Raw genomic sequence first — 19929 nt, forward strand, 5'->3', positions numbered from 1 at the left:
TATTTTTTTTAGTTTGGACAATTTGTTTCTGTTGTATCTGTTTTATCAGAATTAAGGCTAATTTCTGTGGTTGTTCCATCTGTGTTCATTCTATACAAACTTACTCCTTTTAAATTCATTCTGTCATTTATGAATTGAAGAAAGCCTAACTCTAATTGTTTCTGTTTACCTATTCTACTTTTCATAAATTCAAAATAAGATTTCTTTAAAGCTATGGCATCAGCGTCCGTAAAAGTTTTAATCTGATATTCGTTACCAGTAAAACGAATTTGATAATTTACCGAACTTGAAACCATTACAGCATAAACCATTCCTAAATCATTAAAGTTATCTTTTGCATTTTTTATCATATCCATAAAATAACTTACATCAGCAGGAGAAAATATTTTTATACCATATCTTGTAGCATCTGCCCCTTCTGTAGTATCATAATATGTAAAATCATCTACATGCGTATGTATGTAACCTTTAATATTTTTATTTTCAGGTAAACTAGCATTAGGAAGTCCTAATGAATTACTAGTCTCAGTAGCAGTGGCATTGTCTTTATATTCGTAATTACCGTCATTTTTTTGTATAAATCCAGTTTCCATTTTTAATCCTGTATTAGATTCCAGTAAACTCATTTTAGCATAAAAGTCTGCATTACTTCTTTGTGTTTTTATTTTCCCGCAAGGAGTGTTTCTTGGAAGTGGTAGTGTTGGTATAGTAGGAGTTCCTTCATTTGGTCCACTTCCTAAGCCTGTAGTGGGTCCCAATTCACCACCTCCTGGTGAACCATCATCACCTAAGGCTGTGCTTGCTGTGCAGACTAATGCTACTACAGTCAGGTGTTGAGGAGGATAACCTCCTTCACCTTGCCAGTTACAGCCTCCCCAACTGCTTTCATTTCCTTGGTGATGTTCTCCCGTATAGCAGGAGAAATAGATATCTACCGTTTGATAAGAACATGATTCAGCACCTCCCATACTTCTATTAGAGATCACTCCTCCATATGTTCCTTTTGCAAGTTCAATAGCTGTTGTTTTACCAGTTGTTTTCACACCTTTTCCTGCAAGTAAGTCAAGTTTTTCTTGCGGTGTAAAATTATAAGTAACTAAAAGCTCCTTATAAGTTCCATCAGGTAATGAGGATAACACAAGGTTTTCTAAAGGAGCATTTTCAGGAGCATTTTCTCTATCCAGATTAAATGTGTAGGTATGGAAAGTTGGTCCATATTCAATGTAAGTTACATTATCAGTGTCAATCGAAACTCCATTTGCATAATCAACTGATTTGCCTGATATGTTGGTTTTGATTTCTTTTAGATTGTGTTGTGCTTTTTGTAATTCAGTTTTAAGAACTAGTTTATGTTTACTTTGTTCTAAACTAATTGTTTTGGATGTTGGTCTGAATTGACCGCTGTTGTTGTAGGTTTCTTGTTCTGATGTTAGTTCGTTCCTACAGGAATATAACAAGACCATAATAGTTACCAAAGAGAGTAACCTAACAATAAATTTGTTTTTCATTATTTGTTTTTAAATTAAAGTTTGTTTTAACCTTATTTTGCGCAAAGATATAAATTAATTAATTCAATCTCAACAGGATGACATTGTCTTTATTTATTCTTTACAACAGTGATGCAAATGTACATCCACAAAGCGACAAAACGTGTCGTAGTATATTTAATAAATACTTAACCCGTTGTGCATTTTAAATAATACTGACTTTTAAGTTATTGATATTTCGATTGAAATAGGCTTTATTGATGAATTGTACAACGGTTAAAGCCGTTATTTTAGCTAATATCCTGGTTTTAAATCCATCAAAACTCTTTGCATAATTACGTCTAATCATAAATTGGTCACATAATTGCGAAAACAGGGTCTCGATCCTCTTTCTCTGTTTTTTGAACAAATAAAATTGAGGTCTGTAATCTTTCTGATTCAGTCTTCTAGGCGTTTCTAATTCTATATTTGCATAATTGAACAAATCAATTTGAATTTCAGATGACAAATATCCTTTGTCTCCGAGTAATGTACAATCTGATAATTGCTCTTTAATATCTTTTAAATAGTGAATGTCGTGAACAGAGGCTGGACTTAAATCTATACTTTGAAAAATACCACTTATGGAACAAACCGCATGAAGTTTGTAACCATAAAAATGCATTTGCTCAGAGGCACAAAAACCTCTGTTTGGATAACAATATTCAGCATCTTTACAAATTTTCGAGGTGTGGCTTCTGGAAAGTTTGCAAACTTCTACAGGCATACTATCAATGATGAAGAACTTCTCATATTCATTAAAACTTATGGCTAGTTTCATTCGTATTTCATTAATCTTAGTAGCCAATCTACGTTTGCGCCGATTGTAGACACTTCGATCTATTTTTTGCCCAATTGTATCGGGAATATGTCGAAAAAGATGATTTTCACTATCAATACCCATAAATTCAGCGGTTAAGGCAAGACTAATCAATTCCAAATCCTTTAACTTGGAACTCGTCTTTGATAAGACAGTAGATTCTCATTTGATATTTTTCGTAAAACTTCCAAAATTCTTTCGTAATTTGCATTCAAGTTGTTCATTGTAAATGTTTTATTGCTAATACATTTTACTGATTTTCAATCAAATGAACAACTTTTTCTCTTTTAATTCATAATGCACAACGGGTAAGAAATTATAACAAAAAACATATCTTTACGTTAATAATTGGGACAAGAAAAAGTGAAACACTCTTTTATTATGTTTCAAAAAGGCAAATCACAAACCAAATTTTGAATTTAATTAATAACAATACTCAACATTTGAGTAGCTTAATAATAACTAAACCATGAGAAATTTATTATTATCTCTTTTATCATTATCATTTTTAACGTTCAACTGTTCCGGGAATGATGATAATTTACCTAATAATGAACCTGAAAACGCCACAACTCCTCAACCTCCGGCACAGCATTTCCACCCGCCAACGTGGATACAAGGTGTTTGGGCATGGAAACAAACTAGTGTTGCACCAGTTCAATACATAAAATTCACACAGGATGATATCATCTTACCTAATAATATAAGTTATAGCAGCTTAATAAACCAATCCCAAAATACAAACCTGGTAATGGCAATTGAAAAAGAAGGATATTCAAGTACATTATATTTTTATACAGAAACCCGCAAACCAACTACCGGCAATCTGTATAGCGCTGATGAGTTTAGGGTAAAAAAAATAAATGACACGTTAATGGTAAGGTATCCGGATTTTTCTCCAGCTATCTACTATACAAAGCAATAACCAGCGTTAGAATCAGGGCTAAAACTTAAGTTTCATCAAAAACATTATCATTAAATGACTAAACATGAAACAAAATTCTCAGTTAGTCAAAGATATTAGTGTTTGGGTATTTCGAATAACATTACAACCAATATGAAATAAACTATACAATGAATTGTATAGCTTAAAAAGAATTTATAAAAAATCTTTATACATCCTTAATTTGAAAGCTGGCTGATGACAACCATCAAGAAAGAAAGAAAGAAAGAAAGAAAACTAATTTTCATAAAACACGAAGCTAATAATACTGAAATTTGCATAATCTATCCTTTAGATCTTCTTTTAGTTTTTCATGACAATTTACATCTTTACATCAACAACAATATAACCTCCTGAAAACGAAAAGACTAAAGTAAAACAATCCAAAATGAGAGCTTCTGGTCCACAAAAAAGAGTAAAAAAATGTTTTATCGTAAAGAATTTTATATATTTGCACCATCTAACAATTAAAAAAATAATTTACTATGTCAGACATTGCATCAAGAGTAAAAGCTATCATCGCTGATAAGCTTGACGTTGAAGAAACAGAAGTAACTCCTGAAGCTAGCTTCACTAACGATTTAGGAGCTGACTCATTGGATACAGTTGAGTTAATCATGGAATTTGAAAAAGAATTTAATATTCAGATCCCTGATGACCAAGCTGAAAAAATTACTACTGTAGGACACGCTATCGCTTACATCGAAGAAGTAGTAAATAAATAATATTCTTCAACAAAAAAGAAATTAAACAAAGTTTATGGAATTAAAAAGAGTAGTTGTAACCGGGTTTGGAGCAATAACACCAATAGGAAATAATGCAAAAGAATACTGGGAAAATCTTGTGAAAGGTGAGAGCGGTGCCGCTCCGATTACTCTTTTTGATGCCACAAACTTTAAAACAAAGTTCGCTTGCGAGGTAAAAAACTTCGATCCGCTACAGCATTTTGATAAGAAAGAGGCTAAAAAAATGGACCGAAATACTCAATTGGGACTTGTTGCTGCAAGAGAAGCAGTAGCACATTCCGGTATTATAGAAGACAATGTAGATAAAAACAGAGTCGGTGTAATCTGGGGTTCCGGAATCGGAGGATTAGAGACTTTTGAAACTGAAGTATTAGGATGGGCCAATACGGAAATCCCGAGATTCAACCCTTTCTTTATCCCGAAAATGATCGCGGATATCACTCCCGGACATATCTCAATAGAATACGGATTCCACGGGCCCAACTATACTACTGTATCTGCATGCGCATCTTCAGCAAATGCTATAATTGATTCCAAAATGCTGATCCAATTAGGAAAAGCAGACGTGATTGTGTGCGGAGGCTCTGAAGCTGCCGTTACAGCAAGTGGTGTCGGTGGATTCAACGCAATGATGGCACTTTCTACAAGAAATGATGATCCCAAAACAGCTTCAAGACCTTTTGACAAAGACAGAGATGGATTTGTACTGGGTGAAGGTGCGGGAACTATTATTCTTGAAGAATATGAGCACGCTGTAAAACGTGGTGCTACAATTTATGCAGAATTATTAGGAGGAGGTTTAAGTGCTGATGCACATCACATGACCGCTCCACATCCTGAAGGCCTGGGTGCTTATCTCGTAATGAAGAGTTGTCTGGAAGACGCAGGCTTAACTGCTGATGAAGTAGATCATATCAACATGCATGGTACTTCTACTCCATTAGGAGACATCGCAGAATCCAATGCAATTTCGAAATTATTAGGCGAGCATGCTTATGACATTCAGATTAATTCTACAAAATCAATGACCGGCCACCTGTTAGGTGCTGCAGGGGTGATTGAAGCTATCGCTGCTTTGGGAACTATTATTCATGGTACTGTTCCTCCTACCATCAACCATTTTACTGATGATGAAAATATTGACAGCAGACTAAACTTTACGTTTAATACAGCTGTGAAGAAAGATGTAAAAGTAGCCATGAGCAATACTTTTGGATTTGGCGGGCACAACGCTTGCGTTCTATTTAAGAAAATCTAAATTCAATGAATGGAGTTACAGAAATACTTTTCTAAATTCCTTCTCAAAAAAAGAAAAAGACAATTAACGGAGAGAGAGTATTTTCTCAGTACCGAGCTTAAAAAAGTTTTGGGTACAGAGGTACAAAATATTGCTCTTTACCGCGAGGCTTTTTCTTTGAAAAATTCTTCTAAAAATCAAGACAGCAACTATGAAAGACTTGAATTTTTGGGAGATTCTGTTTTGGGTACAATTATTTCTTGTCATTTGTTCCAGACCTATCCTCAGGCTAATGAAGGATACCTGACGCAAATGAAATCTAAAATTGTTAATAGGAAAAACCTCAATAAATTAGGAGAAGATCTTAAGCTTACCAACCTTTTGCAAAAGCAGAACAATTCTTCGGCTTTGGGCGAGAATATCTCCGGAAATTTATTCGAAGCCTTAATTGGTGCCGTTTATTTAGATTTCCATTATGATGCCTGCAAAAGGATTATTCTGGAAAAACTGCTGACCCCTTCCGAGATCAATAAGCTTGAAAATAAAATTGTAAGCTATAAAGGTCTCCTTCTCGAATGGAGCCAGAAAAAGAAGGTGAATATCAAGTACGAAACCTGCGAGGAAATACAGGCCAATAAATCTGTCGTATTCAGGTGCCATGTATGGCTGGGAGACGAAAAAATTGCTAACGCAACAGAGACTTCCAAGAAGAAAGCAGAGGAAAAGGCAGCACAGAGGGCATTTTATATTTTAAATAAAAAAGAAAATATACTTGGAAATTCAAAAACTTTATGATCTTGATGATATAGAATTTGAAGATATTGCCATAGGATTGGTAAGATTAGCCAAAGATATACCTGCTCATGAGTTTTTCTACAAAATAAATCATACTAACGATCTCAATTTTTCGAGAAAGGAAGACCTTGTCCTTCATGGAGGGTATTATGATTATTTTTTTCCAAGATATGAGGCTTATCACAAGTTTACAAAGACCTGTTTTACCTTCATTTCCAATAAATCTTCTGAAAGTAAGCAAAAAAAAATTCAGACAGAACTCTTTACAGAAGAAGAAAACATTAAATTTTTATTAAATAATCAGGTAGATGTGGAATATATTCTGCATAGTTCGGAACAGTTTCCTGATTTTTCCGTAATTTTGCTCCCTGAAAATCTTGTGTTTCCAATTCAAGATTATACATTGAGTTCTGAAGAGGAACTTTATCAAATTATCCAGTATTATGAATAAGTATTTAAAGAAGACAAAAATTATCGCAACACTAGGGCCTGCTTCATCATCGAAGGAGGTAATGTTAGATCTAATGAAAGCGGGTGTTGATATTTTCAGAATAAATTTTTCCCATGCAGATTACGACTTAGTTCGAACAAATATTGAAATAATTCGAGAACTAAACAGCGAGTATGGATATTCAGTGGGAATCCTGGGAGATCTTCAGGGTCCTAAGCTGAGAGTGGGGGTTGTAAAGGAAGGATCTTATCTGAATCCAGGTGATATTCTTACTTTCACCAATGAAAAGATGGAGGGAGATTCTACGAAGGTGTACATGACGTACCAACAGTTTCCACAAGACGTAAAAGTAGGGGAAAGAATCCTTATTGATGATGGAAAACTAATGTTGGAAGTGATCGAAACCAATGAAAAAGATACTGTAAAAGCAAAAACCATTCAAGGAGGTCCGTTAAGTTCTAAAAAAGGAGTTAATTTACCTAATACGAATGTATCTCTTCCTGCATTGACAGAAAAAGATATTCAGGATGCTAATTTCATGCTTGATATGGAAGTTGACTGGATTGCCTTATCATTCGTTCGTCATGCTCAGGATATTATCGACTTGAAGGAGCTTATCAAAGCACATCCGAACGGAAAATTCAAAACTCCGATCATTGCTAAGATTGAAAAACCTGAAGGGGTAAAAAATATCGAAGAAATCCTTCTTGAATGTGACGGATTAATGGTTGCCCGTGGAGACCTTGGAGTAGAAGTTCCAATGGAAGAAGTTCCTGCGATCCAGAAAAACCTGGTAGAAAAAGCAAGATTCTATTCTAAGCCGGTGATTATCGCTACCCAGATGATGGAGACAATGATCAACAGCCTTACGCCAACAAGAGCGGAAGTAAATGACGTAGCCAACTCTGTATTGGACGGAGCTGATGCGGTAATGCTATCAGGAGAAACTTCTGTAGGCAGATATCCGGTACAGGTGGTGGAAAACATGGCTAAAATTGTAAAGAATATCGAAACCACTCATTTTTATCAACACAAAAATGAGCCTATCGAAAAAGATTATAACTGCATCGATGAGAGATTCATTACCAACAGGGTTTGTCTTGCAGCGGTAAGAATTGCTAAAACAACAAACGTTTCTGCTATTGTAACACTTACTCATTCAGGATACACTGCTTTCCAACTTGCGGCACACAGACCAAACTCTCATATCATTGTCTACAGCGGGAACAAAAGAGTGATTACAATGCTGAACCTTCTTTGGGGTGTTCACGCATATTATTATGATATGAAAAAATCTACTGACGAAACAATCATCCAGGTAAATATGCTGACACATAACTACGGCTATATCGAAACCGGAGACTTCGTTATCAACATCAATGCTACTCCATCATATGAAGGTGGAAAAACCAATACATTGAGACTGACTACAGTATAAGCAATAAGCAATAAGCAATAAGCAAAATTACTTTTTGTAACAGCATAAAAAACTCCCGGAAACAAGTTTCCGGGAGTTTTTATTTATAGTGTAAAGTTTACTGTTAACTTATATGCGGTAATTTGTCATTCTGAACGCAACGGGGTATAGTGAAGAATCTCTGAGATTCCTTGCTTCCTCGGAATGACATCTTTATACTTTTAATTTCCTACAATAGTCTTAGCCGTTACAAACTCTTTTAAAGCCAATAAAGACAATTCTGTACCATATCCCGAAGCCTTAGTTCCTCCGAACGGAAAACGTGGATCAGAACTTGTCATTCTGTTGATATTGACTGTTCCTGATTCAAGGTTTTCAATGAAGAATAGCTGACGCTCTTTATTTTTAGTCCAGACAGAATTGGAAAGTCCAAAAGGAATATCATTGGCCATTTGTAAAGCTTCAGCATCAGTTTTTGCAGTCATAACCATTCCAAGAGGTCCGAAAAGTTCTTCTTTTAAAATAGGATTTCCTTCCTGAACCCTGATTAAGCCAGGTTTAAATTCATTCTCCGAAATTCTTTCCAAAGGAATGATGATTTCTGCCCCATTTTCCAAAGCCCTGTTGAACTGTGCTTCCAATTCATCAGCAAGATCCGGTCTGGCCATTCCCGCTAATTTGGTTTCTTTATCTAAAGGATCTCCAATTTCGTATTTTTTATATTCTTCAATGAATACAGGTAAGAATGTATCTTCGATTTTTTCATCAATGATAAATCTTTTTGCTGCAGTACAGGTTTGCCCGCAGTTTTGAAGCCTGGATTTCACCCCGGCTTTTGCTGCCTCTTCAAAATCAGCATCATCAAAAATGATAAAGGAATCACTTCCACCTAATTCAAGTAAGGATTTTTTGATATTTAAACCAGCTATTGAAGCCACTTCCCCACCTGCTTTTCCACTACCTGTTAAGCTCACTCCTTTTACAGCATCGTGTTCAAGGATTTCTTTTACCGCTTGATGTCCTACTTCAAGATTCTGGAAAATACCTTCCGGAAAACCTGCTTCCAGAAGAACTTCCTCGATGGCATTTCCACTTCCGAAACAAATTGATGCATGCTTTAAAACTACTGTATTTCCAGCCAACATTGCAGGAGTAGCGAATCTCAATACCTGCCAAAACGGAAAGTTCCAGGGCATTACGCCTAAAATCACTCCTTTCGGGGCGTAGTGCACTTCAGAATAAGCAAATTCAGATTCAACTTTTTCAGGTTTCAATATATTTTCAGCTGCGGCATAATAATTCATCATTAAAGCACACTTTTCTACTTCAGCAATTGATTCTGAAATGGGTTTATTCATTTCTGTTGTAATGATTCTCCCAAATTTCTCCGAATTATTCTTTAAAATTTCTGCTGCTTTTGCAATTAACTTCTGCCTTTCCTCAAACGGCATTTTTCTCCACACTGAAAACGCTTTATCAGCTTTAATAAGCTTGCTTTCAAGTAATTGTTCCATAATATAAATTTCTGTTTTAAATTCAGCTAATGAATTTATGAGCGCTTTTATTTAAAAGCACGGTGAATTCAGCAAATTCTATTCCTTAAGGGTCAATAAAAAAATGATTTTCTCTATCGGAAGAATATAACTTTACCTTACATCATTAGCCATTCATTCACAAGACATGCTGCCAGTCTTGCGGTTCTGTCCTGAATGTCAAAAGAAGGATTAACTTCTGCTACATCCAGCGCCACCAATTTTTTATTTTTTAAGATATGCCTGTAAAAATGCATAAAGGCTGCATCTGCAAAGATACCATTATACGCTGCAGCCGATACTCCGGGAGCAATTGATGCATTAAAGACATCCATACAGATTGTAAGATAGGCATAATCTACATTGTCAAGCAGCTCATCAATACGCTGATAAATGGATGCAAGATTTTCAAAGAATAGTTCGTCGGCCAGGATATATTTCATCCCATACTGATGAGCTGTATCAAAAAGCTTCAACGTATTGGAGTTTCTTTGAATTCCAATATGCAGAGAATTGATTGGCCCTTCCTGAGCGATTTGCCAGAACCCGGTTCCGGAGCTTGGTCCTACTCCTTTTTCAGGCTGTCTGTTATCAAAATGAGCATCAATATTAATAATGCCTATTTTCTGCTCCGGGAAGGCTGTTTTAACGCCTAAATAATGAGCATACGTAACTTCGTGTCCGCCACCCAAAACAAGGGACTTTCCTCCTTTTAAAAGAACTTTTGAAACATTTTTGGCAAGATTATTCTGAGTATCTTCCAGGTTGCCGTCTTCACAGGTAACATTTCCAAAATCCAGCATTGAAAAATCCGGAAGAATCACCGGAAAATTAGACATATTTTTCCTGATCACATCCGGAGCATCTTTGGCTCCCTGACGGCCTTTGTTTCTTCTTACTCCTTCATCCACAGCAAAACCATGCAACGCAATATCTCCTGCAGAGATGCTGTCGTAATTACGTTCTTCGTTAACTCTTTGAAATAATCTGTGATAGAGAAGTTCTTCTCCGTCCAATCTGCCTTGCCAAATATTACTCATTATTCAGTCATTTGCCTATTGTCTGCTCTTCAATCACCAGAAATTTAGAACTGCTGACTAAAGAGCAAATATGGTTAATTTATAATTTTAAATCAGATTTCCATCAATATAAACATGTTCGGCTTTTAAGCTTCCCTGATTATAAAGTACATTTTGGAAATTATTGGTTCTAAAAGTGACAAAATCTGCTTTTTTTCCGGCTTCCAATTGTCCTCTGTCCTCAAGATTCAAAGCATATGCAGCACGGAAGGTCATTCCTGCTAACACTTCAGCAGTAGTCAGCTTTTGGAATGTTGCTAAAATAGCAGCCTGGGTAATTAAATTTCCCATTGGAGCCGAACCGGGATTCCAGTCACTTGCAATGGCTACAATAGCTCCTGCATCTAATAATTTTCGTGCCGGCGTAAATTTTTCTCCCAGGCCCAGGCTAGCTCCCGGAAGGGCTGTTGCCACGGTATCGGATTCTGCCAGAAATTGAATATCTTCATCTATTGTGGCTTCCAGATGATCTGCAGACTTCGCTCCCACTTCTACTGCAATTCTTGAGCTTCCAGGGGTAAACTGATCTGCATGTACGGTAATTTCAAAGCCTAATACTTTTGCTTTAAGTAAGAATTCTTTACTTTCTTCAGGCTGAAATGCGGACTTTTCAATAAAAATATCTACTCTGTTCGCCAATCCTTCTTCTTTTACTTTGGGTAAAATTTCTGTGATGATATATTCAAGATATTCCGGATTGCTTCCTTCAAAATCTCTTGGTTTTAAGTGGGCGGAAAGGCAGGTAGGAACTAAAGTCGCCTTAGTTGCCTCCTGAGCTTTTTTAATAATCCTAAGCATTTTCAGCTCATTTTCCACATCCAGGCCATAACCGCTCTTTACTTCAATGGTCGTAATCCCCAAATCAACTAAAAAGTGGATTCTTTCTACCAACGTTTTCAGTAATTCTTCTTCCGAAGCATTTCTTGTGTGTTGTACGGAACTCCAGATACCCCCACCACTTTCTGCAATTTCCAGATAGGTTTTCCCCGCATTACGCATGGCAAAATCATTGGCACGGTTTCCTCCAAAACAGATGTGTGTATGTGAATCTACAAAGGCAGGAAGAACAACCTGCTCGCCCTCGATTTGTTCAATTTGTATGGTAGGATTTTCTGCTTTTAATGTTTCAAAATTTCCAACTTTCCGAATGGTATTCTGATCTACTACAATTCCTCCGTCTATTATAATTTCCAGCTGTTCATCGGAAAGTTTTCCTCTTAATGGTAAGTCAGCAAGCGTTACCACCTGCTTAAATGGTCCTATTAATTTCATTAGTTTAAAGTTAGTGCAATGTTTAGATTCAAGTTCATCAATTCATCAAATCAGTACTTGTCTGCTAAACAGTCAAAATTTTATTAATTTTTATTAATAATTTTTCCTCTCAAAAATACTTAAAATATCCCAATTAATTAAATCTTAGGTCTTCTCATTTTCAACCTACGCATAAACCTCCGTATCAATCTTAACGTTTTCTCAATCTGCTTTTCAACCTTAGTCTAAATTTGCTATCTTTGAAGTAAATGAAATGAATTAATGCCAGATTTTTTACATCCAGATAAGGAAAACTACTCAAGAGAGGAGCTGATGCAGGAAGAGCAGATCCGTCCCCAGAGCTTTAAAGACTTTGCGGGGCAGAGAAAAACGCTGGAGAACCTTGAAGTTTTTGTTTCTGCTGCAAAAAGACGCGGCGGAGCATTAGATCATGTTTTATTACACGGTCCGCCGGGACTGGGTAAAACTACTCTGGCCAATATTATCGCCAATGAACTTGGTGTAAACTGTAAGATCACTTCCGGTCCTGTATTGGATAAACCTGGAAGTTTAGCCGGTTTATTGACCAATCTGGAAGAAAATGATGTGCTTTTCATTGATGAGATTCACCGTCTTTCCCCTGTTGTAGAGGAATATCTGTATTCTGCGATGGAAGATTACAAGATTGACATCATGCTGGAGACAGGTCCTAATGCCAGAAGTGTGCAGATCGGGCTGAATCCTTTTACACTGGTGGGAGCCACTACACGAAGTGGTATGCTGACTAAACCTATGCTTGCCCGATTTGGGATTCAAAGCAGACTGGAATATTATTCTATTGAACTTTTGTCAATGATTATTCAGCGGAGTGCAAGAGTTTTGGGTGTAGTCATTTATGAAGATGCAGCCTTAGAAATTGCAAGAAGAAGCCGTGGAACCCCAAGGATTGCCAATGCCTTATTGAGAAGGGTACGTGATTTCGCAGAGATAAAAGGGAATGGTGAAATTGAGATCAATATCACCAAATATGCCCTGAATTCTCTGAATGTGGATGAATTTGGTCTGGATGAGATGGATAATAAGATCATGCGTGTCATGATTGAAAATTTTAAGGGAAAACCGGTTGGTATTTCTGCCCTGGCCACTTCTATTGCTGAAAATCCTGAAACGCTGGAGGAAGTTTATGAACCTTTTCTGATTCAGGAAGGATTTATTATCCGGACTCCAAGAGGAAGAGAAGTGACTGACAAAGCTTACAAACATTTAAATATTACAAGACCTAAAAATCCGGGAGAGCTTTTTTAATTTAAAGTTTTCAGTTTAAAGTTTAAGGTTAATGAGAATTTATTAGTTTATGTTTATACCTAAATTATACAGAAGTGAAGATTTTGATGTGATGAGAAAGATCATCAAAGAAAATTCTTTTGCTTTACTGATCTCTTCCGCTGATAAGATAAGAGCCACTCATTCTATGATGATGCTGAATGAAGATGACCCGGAAAATGCTTATATTGAAACTCATATTTCGAGAGCTAATCCGCAGGCGAAAGTCTTAAAAAACGGCGATGAAGTCCTTTGTGATTTTTTAGGAGCTCACACATATATATCCAGCAGCTGGTATGACCATATTAATGTTTCCACCTGGAATTATGAAGCAGTGCAGATCTACGGAAAAGTTGAATTAATGGACCATGATGAACTGTATGCCCATTTGGATAAATTAACATCCAAATATGAAAAACTCCAGCAATGCCCGATGATGGTAAAGGATATGGGAAGAGAGTTTGTGGAAAAGGAAATGAAGGGAGCTTTTGGGATTAAAATAATTCCAACCGAAATATTCATCAAGCAAAAACTTTCTCAGAACAGAAAAGAAGCTGATTTTGACAATATTATTAACCAGCTTGAACAGTCTGATGATAACGCAAGAAAAATTGCGGCGAAAATGAAATTAATAAAGAAATAATCAAAATATACATATGAAGTTATATCCAATACAATGTGGAAAATTTAAACTGGACGGCGGTGCTATGTTCGGAGTCGTCCCAAAGAGTCTGTGGGAAAAAACGAATCCGGCAGACGAAAAAAACCTGATCGAGCTGGGAACCCGTTCCCTGCTTATTGAAGATGGAAAAAAACTGATCCTGGTAGACTGCGGCCTTGGTAACAAACAGGATGATAAATTTTTTGGGCATTATGCTCTTTGGGGAGATGATACTCTTGATAAAAATCTTAAAAAATATGGCTTTATAAAGGAGGATATTACAGATGTATTCCTTACGCATCTTCACTTCGACCACTGTGGTGGTGCTATAGAATGGAATGACGACAGGACGGGATACAGACCTGCCTTTAAAAACGCCAACTTCTGGACAAATGAAAATCACTGGCAGTGGGCAACTGAGCCTAATGCAAGAGAAAAAGCGAGTTTCCTGAAAGAGAACATTATACCGATGCAGGAAAGCGGACAGCTGAATTTTTTACCACTTCCCACTACCGGAAACTATGGTTTTGCACCGGATTTGAAAATGGATGTCATCTTTGTAGACGGACACACGGAAAAACAGATGCTCCCGGTAATTCAATACCAGGAAAAAACAGTTGTTTTTGCAGCTGACCTTATTCCTACGGCAGGGCACATCAACCAGGTGTATGTAATGGGATATGATACGAGACCTCTTTTAACACTGGAAGAGAAAGGAAAATTCCTTAAGCAGTGTGTAGATAACGAATATTTATTGTTCTTTGAACATGATGCTCACAATGAGCTTGCAAGTCTTAAAATGACCGATAAAGGGGTAAGACTTGATGAGACGTTCAGCTTTAACGATGTTTTTGGATATTAATTTTAAATCATGGAAGAGTTACATTCAGAAACACAGCAGACAGAGCCGGAACCGGCACCCAAGATCATAGGTTTAACAGGGGGAATAGGTTCTGGAAAAACTACGGTAGCCCGTTTTATAGAGGAATTCGGTTTTCCTGTTTATTATTCAGATGAAAGGGCTAAGGCCATCGTTAATGAAAACGAAGATCTGAAAATAAAAATCAAGGAACTTCTTGGTGAAGAATCGTATGGTAAAAACGGATTATATGACAGAAAGTTTGTTGCAGACCAAGTTTTCAGCAATAAAGATCTGCTTCAGCAATTAAATGAAATCATACATCCTGCTGTAAAGATTGATTTTGAAAATTGGGTAAAGCAACAAAGTAAATATTTAGTTTTCAAAGAAACAGCTCTGTTGTTTGAACTAAAGCTTAACAGACAATGCTACAAATCTCTTTTGGTAACTGCTGAAGATAATATCAGGACTAAAAGAGTAATGGATAGAGACAACAAAACCTACCGCGAGGTAGAGGCTGTCATGGAAAAGCAAATGCCTGAAAGGGATAAAATTAAAATGGCAGATTATATCATCTACAACAATACCAATCTGGAGGGTTTAAAAGAACAGACCGAAAAGGTGATCTTCAGTATTGAATAAATAAAACTCGTTAGAAGCTTTTCTAACGAGTTTTTTTCTGAAAAAAACTATTTCTGAAGGGCAATTTCCACTGAGATATTTATCAAAAAATAAGCCTCCATTCCTGGAGGCTTATTCTATATAAAATGTAACGTACTTATTCTTTGATAAATTTCTTCTGAACAGTATTACCGTTATCATCGATATCAATCACATAAACACCATTAATCAGTCTGCTTACGTTAATCTGGTTGTTTAACAAGATTCCGTCAGCGATTACCTGACCTGCAGCATTGTAGATTTTGTATTTAGCTCTCTTGCTAACATTTTTCACAAATAATACGGAGCTTACAGGGTTAGGATAAATCATAACACTTGTCTGATCAATCGGGTTAGCAACAACCGGTTTAGAGATTCTTACCGTGTAATCCTCCACTTCTCCATTCTTGAAGTCTGTACAGTTTACAGGAATACCATCTCTGGACATTGCTACTCTCATCACTACATACTTGTAGTCTGTCATGCTTACAAACGCATCAGTCGGTACATTGAACTTACCTGATACAGGACTGTTTGAATTAGGTGAAGAGGTAAATACTCTTTCGTTGATATCAAACTCTCCGTTTCTGTTGAAGTCAATCCAAACGGCAATTCCTTCGTTGTAAGTAGTACCGGTCCATTTCTTCTCAATAATGATCTCATTGTCTGTAGAACCCTGAATCATCTCAATGAAGGTTTTAGGCACCCCGGTATAATCCGTATAGGTAGAAGCGCCGGATTCATTCTCCATCGTTTTCTTACCTGTAGGCTTCACAGTAACTTTAGAGATATGCTCTCCTACAGAACTTTCAGATTTCATCTTACAGTAGATTACTGTAGGTGTGGTAAAGTAATAAGGAGGCGTATAGTTCCCTGGTGTACCATTACAGATATTTACTACCTGCATTTCATATTTCGTTAATTCTGTAAGACCTGTCAATACAAGGTTATTAACTAATGATGGAACTTCTGTCCAGCTTGGAATACCTACTTTTCTGTATCTGAGAACATATGTAGCTCCCGGGAACGGATCCCACTGAATCGCTGCCGATGTAGGAAGCAACTGGGTAATCGTCAATCCCGGCGGCGGAATCTCGCAGATTCTTTCTGTCGTAAATACTTTAGGGTTTGAATATGGATTAAGGGTTATTTCACCATTACACTGGTTCGCGATCTGTACTTCATATGTCGTATATGGTTCTAATGGAGCGGCACTTCCTAATACATAAGTATTGGCTGGCGATGCCGGTAAGCTCACAATATTCCATGTTGTAGCACCTACTTTTCTCCATCTCATGGTATACGTAGAACTTGCCGCAAGCGGAGCCCATGTAATCAATGCTGTTGTAGGAGTAATGTTACTTACTGTCACATTAGGAGGCGTAGGATCACATCTTGTTGTGAATGTCTTGATTGGTGTTGCTGTTCCCACAACATCTCCACAAATCGCTGCTACTTCTACTTCATACGTAGTTGCTGGTGTCAGGTTGTTAATTACTAACGGAAGGTTACCCAATAGTGTAGAAGCATATACTTCCGTCCAGGCTGTTGTTCCCTGAACCCTGTATCTCACTACATAAGTTACACCTGCTCCTGTAATGGTAACGGTAGCTGTTGTATGCGTGGTAGTAAATGTTGGTGCATTTGGAGTAGCGTTGCTGCAAGGTCTGATTCTTACCCTGTAATCTTCAACTTCTCCATCTACGGCATTCTGACACATTACAGGAGCACTTGTACGTTTCAGTACAACTCTCATGGTAGTGGTCAGTGCTCCTGTATAAGCTGCTGAAGGAACAGCAAATGTAGCGGTAACAGGCGTTGTTGTGTTGGCTGGAGAAATTAAGATTCTCTCTGCATCTGTAAACAGCCCGTTTCTGTCAAAATCAATCCATGCTGTTACAGCATCGTTTCCTGTTGACCCGGTCCATCCCTTTGCTACAGAAATTTTATTATTCTGAGAATTTACATCTAAGGTAATAAGTGTCGCAGGAGTAGTGTAACTGGTATAATTTGTCTGTACTGAAGTATTATTCATTGGAGGAACTCCAAGGTTCGAAGAAGTAACTGTTACATTCGAAATATGGTCATTCGTTCCTGTACCTGTCATCTGGCAGTAAGACAATGGAGGGGTTGTAAATGTTACTGACGCTGAATAGGATCCTGTAGAACCATTACAAGTCGTAGAAACCTGAACTTCATAATTGGTCTGCTCAGAAAGACCTGTAATTCCATAGTAGTTCTGGCCCGCAGGAACTGTAGCGGTTTGCCACACTCCACTAGGAGCAACTCTCCATCTTATGTTATAGGTAGCACCTGCAGTAGCAACCCATGATACGGTGGCTGTAGTTGCACCAATATTATTTACTGTAATATTTGTTGGAGGAGCTGTTGTACAGCTTTGAGGATCTACAAATTTTACAGCATAATCTTCCACTTCTCCCTGGGAGTATGTTCCACAAGCATTCGCATTATCAAAATATCTCATGACAACACGCATACGGGTAGGAAGAGTTCCTGTATATACATTTCCACTCGCAACGGTAGGCACTGCAAAAGTTGCCGTTACAGGGGTGGTTGTACTATAGGTATTATTCAGAATTCTCTCACTTGTTTCAAAGGTTCCGTTTCTGTTAAAATCTACCCACGCTGCAACTCCATATGATGTAGGAGATCCTGGCCAGTATTTGTTTACAGAAATTTTATTATTTGCTGAACCTCTTTCAAAGATCACTACTCTTGTCGGATCCGGTGTATAATCTTTATAATTATCTGATCCGGAATTACTCAACATAATAGGAGTATTCGTAGGAGTTACCGTGACATTATTAATATAACCACTTGTCGCAGTATTACTTGTAGGACCTGCTGTACAATAGGTAAGAGACGGTGTTGTAAAGTTCACACTTGGTGAGAAAGCACCTGTTGTACCTCCACAAATGGTAGCTACCTGTACTTCATATGCAGTCTGCTCCAATAATCCTGTAAGTAATTGATTACTGATTAATGGTGTATTGACTGCAATCTGCTGCCATGCTCCTGAAGGAGAAACTCTGTATCTTACAATATAAGTAGCTCCTGTAGTAGATATCCAGGTAACATTAGCTGAAGAAGGAGTTACGTTATTCACCATGATGCCAGAAGGCGGCGCTGTAGTACATCCTGATAAATCTATAAGTTTTACCGCGTAGTCTTCAGTTTCCCCATAAGAATATGTTCCACAAGCATTAATAGGGCTGTATTCGTTTAATACAACACGCATTCTTGTAGTCAGGTTTCCAGTATATGCACCACCCGCAGCAGTTGGTACTGTAAATGTAGCAGTTACCGGAGTAGTTGTATTACTTGGTGAAGTAAGTACTCTTTCGGTGCTTTCAAAAATACCATTACGGTTAAAGTCAATCCAAACTCCTGTTAAGAAGCTATATTGATAATTCGGCCAGGTTTTTGAAACAGAAACGGTAGCAGTACCACCTCTTACCAAAGTAACTACTCTTGTAGGATCTGTACTGTAATCTGTATAACCACTCTGATCGGAGTTACTAACCATGGACGGCGCTCCTTGTGCATTCACAATAACCTGGTTAATATATCCATCAATATAAGTACTTGTAGCAGCTGAAGCACAATAACTAAGTGCCGGAGTTGTAAAGTTTACGCTGGCAGAGAATGCTCCCTGAGTACCACCGCAGACCGTAGCTACCTGCACTTCATACTGGGTCTGTTCAGTTAACCCTGTAATGATTTGATTGCCAACCAAAGGAGTCGTAACATTAATTGTTATCCAAGGCCCTCCTGATACAGGTCTGTACCTTACAACATAAGTAGCTCCTGCAGAAAGATACCAACCTACATTAGCTGAATTTGTTGTCAGGTTTGAAACCGTGATATTAGTAGGCGGTGCTGCTGAACAAGCTGGAAGCTGATGACTTTCGAATTGTATTCTGGGAATATCGGCAAGCCTGTCTTTTGCAGTAGGCGGTGAAGCAGGGTCAGGGTTTGCAGAGTCTTCATAATAAATCATACCTCTGTTTGCCCCTGCATTGTAAGATCCCCAGGCTGTACCTGGAGAAGATGAGTAACCCGGCGTTTTTTCATTGACAGCAACCACAAGGTTGTCTGTTCCATTCCATAAAAATGGTGTAGCCAATTGAAGAGTTACCCAGTTTCCATCTGTTAAAGTAGGTAAATCTCCGGCATACACCTGAGTTAAAGAACTTAACGGAACCCAGTTTGTATTGGATGTAAAGGTATTCTGGGTTGTATTTCCCATATATACCACCCAATCCTTATATACAGCCTGAGAGGATGAAACGGTGTTGGCATAAAATTTTATAGCCGTGATATAGGTCGACGTACCAATGGCAGTCGAGACTTCCGCAGCGGTATAAATCTGCTGGGAATAGCTATACCCATAATAGGAACGTATGGGGAGATACACAGAGGTACCTGTTCCTGTCCCGATCTGGCCTGCTTGTGCCGAGACTTTGGAGACAAAGCCTGTGCAAATCAAACAGAGAAACAGAATTAAAGAGGTAAAGAATTTCTTCATAATGTTTTCATTATAATATTAATCAGACAAATCTAATCATTTTTTATTATTAATTTACAGGTTCATTTAGGTTTTTTTTG

Annotated in this window: 15 protein-coding genes and 1 pseudogene; 10 read left to right on the top strand and 6 right to left on the bottom strand. The window is 37.5% G+C overall.

Features of this window, described 5'->3' with window-relative positions:
- Positions 1 to 8 precede the first annotated feature (8 nt).
- Positions 9 to 1508: a hypothetical protein gene (locus ACP3T3_RS12070; protein WP_426476110.1), complete on the bottom strand. Its 1500-nt coding sequence runs from the start codon at positions 1506 to 1508 to the stop codon at positions 9 to 11.
- A 184-nt stretch (positions 1509 to 1692) separates the two neighbouring features.
- Positions 1693 to 2570 (bottom strand): annotated as a pseudogene (locus ACP3T3_RS12075) (IS982 family transposase).
- 245 nt (positions 2571 to 2815) lie between these two features.
- On the opposite strand from ACP3T3_RS12075, the gene ACP3T3_RS12080 reads away from it, so the two are divergent.
- From ACP3T3_RS12080 to pyk, 6 genes are all read left to right on the top strand, one after another.
- Positions 2816 to 3271 (top strand): hypothetical protein, encoded by a 456-nt coding sequence (locus ACP3T3_RS12080; RefSeq protein WP_426476111.1) that lies wholly within the window; start codon positions 2816 to 2818, stop codon positions 3269 to 3271.
- Between the two features lie 503 nt (positions 3272 to 3774).
- Positions 3775 to 4014 carry an acyl carrier protein gene (locus ACP3T3_RS12085; RefSeq protein WP_002976354.1) on the top strand — a complete coding sequence of 80 codons (240 nt, stop codon included), beginning with the start codon at positions 3775 to 3777 and terminating at the stop codon, positions 4012 to 4014.
- A gap of 34 nt (positions 4015 to 4048) precedes the next feature.
- Positions 4049 to 5293 (top strand): beta-ketoacyl-ACP synthase II, encoded by a 1245-nt coding sequence (fabF, locus tag ACP3T3_RS12090; RefSeq protein WP_426476112.1) that lies wholly within the window; start codon positions 4049 to 4051, stop codon positions 5291 to 5293.
- Positions 5294 to 5302: 9 nt separating this feature from the next.
- A complete protein-coding gene (gene rnc / locus ACP3T3_RS12095; RefSeq protein WP_426476113.1) occupies positions 5303 to 6067 on the top strand; it encodes a ribonuclease III in 765 nt (254 codons plus the stop codon).
- Positions 6045 to 6518, top strand: a complete 474-nt coding sequence (locus ACP3T3_RS12100; protein WP_426476114.1) for an IPExxxVDY family protein — start codon at positions 6045 to 6047, stop codon at positions 6516 to 6518. The genes rnc and ACP3T3_RS12100 overlap by 23 nt, the downstream gene beginning before the upstream one ends.
- Positions 6511 to 7956 carry a pyruvate kinase gene (pyk, locus tag ACP3T3_RS12105; RefSeq protein ID WP_426476115.1) on the top strand — a complete coding sequence of 482 codons (1446 nt, stop codon included), beginning with the start codon at positions 6511 to 6513 and terminating at the stop codon, positions 7954 to 7956. The genes ACP3T3_RS12100 and pyk overlap by 8 nt, the downstream gene beginning before the upstream one ends.
- A 200-nt stretch (positions 7957 to 8156) precedes the next feature.
- Here pyk and ACP3T3_RS12110 read toward each other — a convergent pair whose 3' ends face one another.
- The 3 genes from ACP3T3_RS12110 to hutI form a co-directional block, all read right to left on the bottom strand.
- Positions 8157 to 9449 (bottom strand): aldehyde dehydrogenase family protein, encoded by a 1293-nt coding sequence (locus tag ACP3T3_RS12110; RefSeq protein ID WP_426476116.1) that lies wholly within the window; start codon positions 9447 to 9449, stop codon positions 8157 to 8159.
- A 137-nt stretch (positions 9450 to 9586) separates the two neighbouring features.
- On the bottom strand, positions 9587 to 10507 hold the full coding sequence (gene hutG / locus ACP3T3_RS12115) for a formimidoylglutamase (protein ID WP_426476117.1): 921 nt from the start codon (positions 10505 to 10507) through the stop codon (positions 9587 to 9589).
- A gap of 87 nt (positions 10508 to 10594) precedes the next feature.
- Positions 10595 to 11818 carry an imidazolonepropionase gene (hutI, locus tag ACP3T3_RS12120; protein WP_426476118.1) on the bottom strand — a complete coding sequence of 408 codons (1224 nt, stop codon included), beginning with the start codon at positions 11816 to 11818 and terminating at the stop codon, positions 10595 to 10597.
- Positions 11819 to 12079: 261 nt separating this feature from the next.
- Between hutI and ruvB the strand changes: the two genes are divergently transcribed.
- From ruvB to coaE, 4 genes are read left to right on the top strand one after another with little or no spacing between them, the layout of a single operon-like run.
- A complete protein-coding gene (gene ruvB, locus ACP3T3_RS12125; RefSeq protein WP_426476119.1) occupies positions 12080 to 13102 on the top strand; it encodes a Holliday junction branch migration DNA helicase RuvB in 1023 nt (340 codons plus the stop codon).
- Positions 13103 to 13151: 49 nt separating this feature from the next.
- Positions 13152 to 13763, top strand: coding sequence for an FMN-binding negative transcriptional regulator (locus ACP3T3_RS12130; RefSeq protein WP_426476120.1), 612 nt, complete (start codon positions 13152 to 13154; stop codon positions 13761 to 13763).
- 13 nt (positions 13764 to 13776) lie between these two features.
- Positions 13777 to 14643 (top strand): MBL fold metallo-hydrolase, encoded by an 867-nt coding sequence (locus ACP3T3_RS12135; protein ID WP_426476121.1) that lies wholly within the window; start codon positions 13777 to 13779, stop codon positions 14641 to 14643.
- Between the two features lie 9 nt (positions 14644 to 14652).
- Positions 14653 to 15282 carry a dephospho-CoA kinase gene (gene coaE, locus ACP3T3_RS12140; protein ID WP_426476122.1) on the top strand — a complete coding sequence of 210 codons (630 nt, stop codon included), beginning with the start codon at positions 14653 to 14655 and terminating at the stop codon, positions 15280 to 15282.
- A gap of 136 nt (positions 15283 to 15418) precedes the next feature.
- On the opposite strand, the gene ACP3T3_RS12145 is transcribed toward coaE, so the two are convergent.
- Positions 15419 to 19849: a GEVED domain-containing protein gene (locus ACP3T3_RS12145; protein WP_426476123.1), complete on the bottom strand. Its 4431-nt coding sequence runs from the start codon at positions 19847 to 19849 to the stop codon at positions 15419 to 15421.
- Positions 19850 to 19929: the final 80 nt, after the last annotated feature.

The organism is Chryseobacterium sp. CBSDS_008 (assembly GCF_049959325.1).
Classification (GTDB): domain Bacteria; phylum Bacteroidota; class Bacteroidia; order Flavobacteriales; family Weeksellaceae; genus Chryseobacterium.

What these genes read in the sequence shown, in the direction of transcription:
- ACP3T3_RS12135 (WP_426476121.1), top strand. Translation starts at nt 13,777, where the DNA reads ATGAAGTTATATCCAATACAATGTGGAAAATTTAAACTGGACGGCGGT.
- ruvB (WP_426476119.1), top strand. Translation starts at nt 12,080, where the DNA reads ATGCCAGATTTTTTACATCCAGATAAGGAAAACTACTCAAGAGAGGAG.
- rnc (WP_426476113.1), top strand. Translation starts at nt 5,303, where the DNA reads ATGGAGTTACAGAAATACTTTTCTAAATTCCTTCTCAAAAAAAGAAAA.
- hutI (WP_426476118.1), bottom strand. Translation starts at nt 11,818, where the DNA reads ATGAAATTAATAGGACCATTTAAGCAGGTGGTAACGCTTGCTGACTTA.
- ACP3T3_RS12070 (WP_426476110.1), bottom strand. Translation starts at nt 1,508, where the DNA reads ATGAAAAACAAATTTATTGTTAGGTTACTCTCTTTGGTAACTATTATG.
- pyk (WP_426476115.1), top strand. Translation starts at nt 6,511, where the DNA reads ATGAATAAGTATTTAAAGAAGACAAAAATTATCGCAACACTAGGGCCT.
- hutG (WP_426476117.1), bottom strand. Translation starts at nt 10,507, where the DNA reads ATGAGTAATATTTGGCAAGGCAGATTGGACGGAGAAGAACTTCTCTAT.
- ACP3T3_RS12130 (WP_426476120.1), top strand. Translation starts at nt 13,152, where the DNA reads ATGTTTATACCTAAATTATACAGAAGTGAAGATTTTGATGTGATGAGA.
- coaE (WP_426476122.1), top strand. Translation starts at nt 14,653, where the DNA reads ATGGAAGAGTTACATTCAGAAACACAGCAGACAGAGCCGGAACCGGCA.
- ACP3T3_RS12085 (WP_002976354.1), top strand. Translation starts at nt 3,775, where the DNA reads ATGTCAGACATTGCATCAAGAGTAAAAGCTATCATCGCTGATAAGCTT.
- ACP3T3_RS12110 (WP_426476116.1), bottom strand. Translation starts at nt 9,449, where the DNA reads ATGGAACAATTACTTGAAAGCAAGCTTATTAAAGCTGATAAAGCGTTT.
- ACP3T3_RS12145 (WP_426476123.1), bottom strand. Translation starts at nt 19,849, where the DNA reads ATGAAGAAATTCTTTACCTCTTTAATTCTGTTTCTCTGTTTGATTTGC.
- ACP3T3_RS12080 (WP_426476111.1), top strand. Translation starts at nt 2,816, where the DNA reads ATGAGAAATTTATTATTATCTCTTTTATCATTATCATTTTTAACGTTC.
- fabF (WP_426476112.1), top strand. Translation starts at nt 4,049, where the DNA reads ATGGAATTAAAAAGAGTAGTTGTAACCGGGTTTGGAGCAATAACACCA.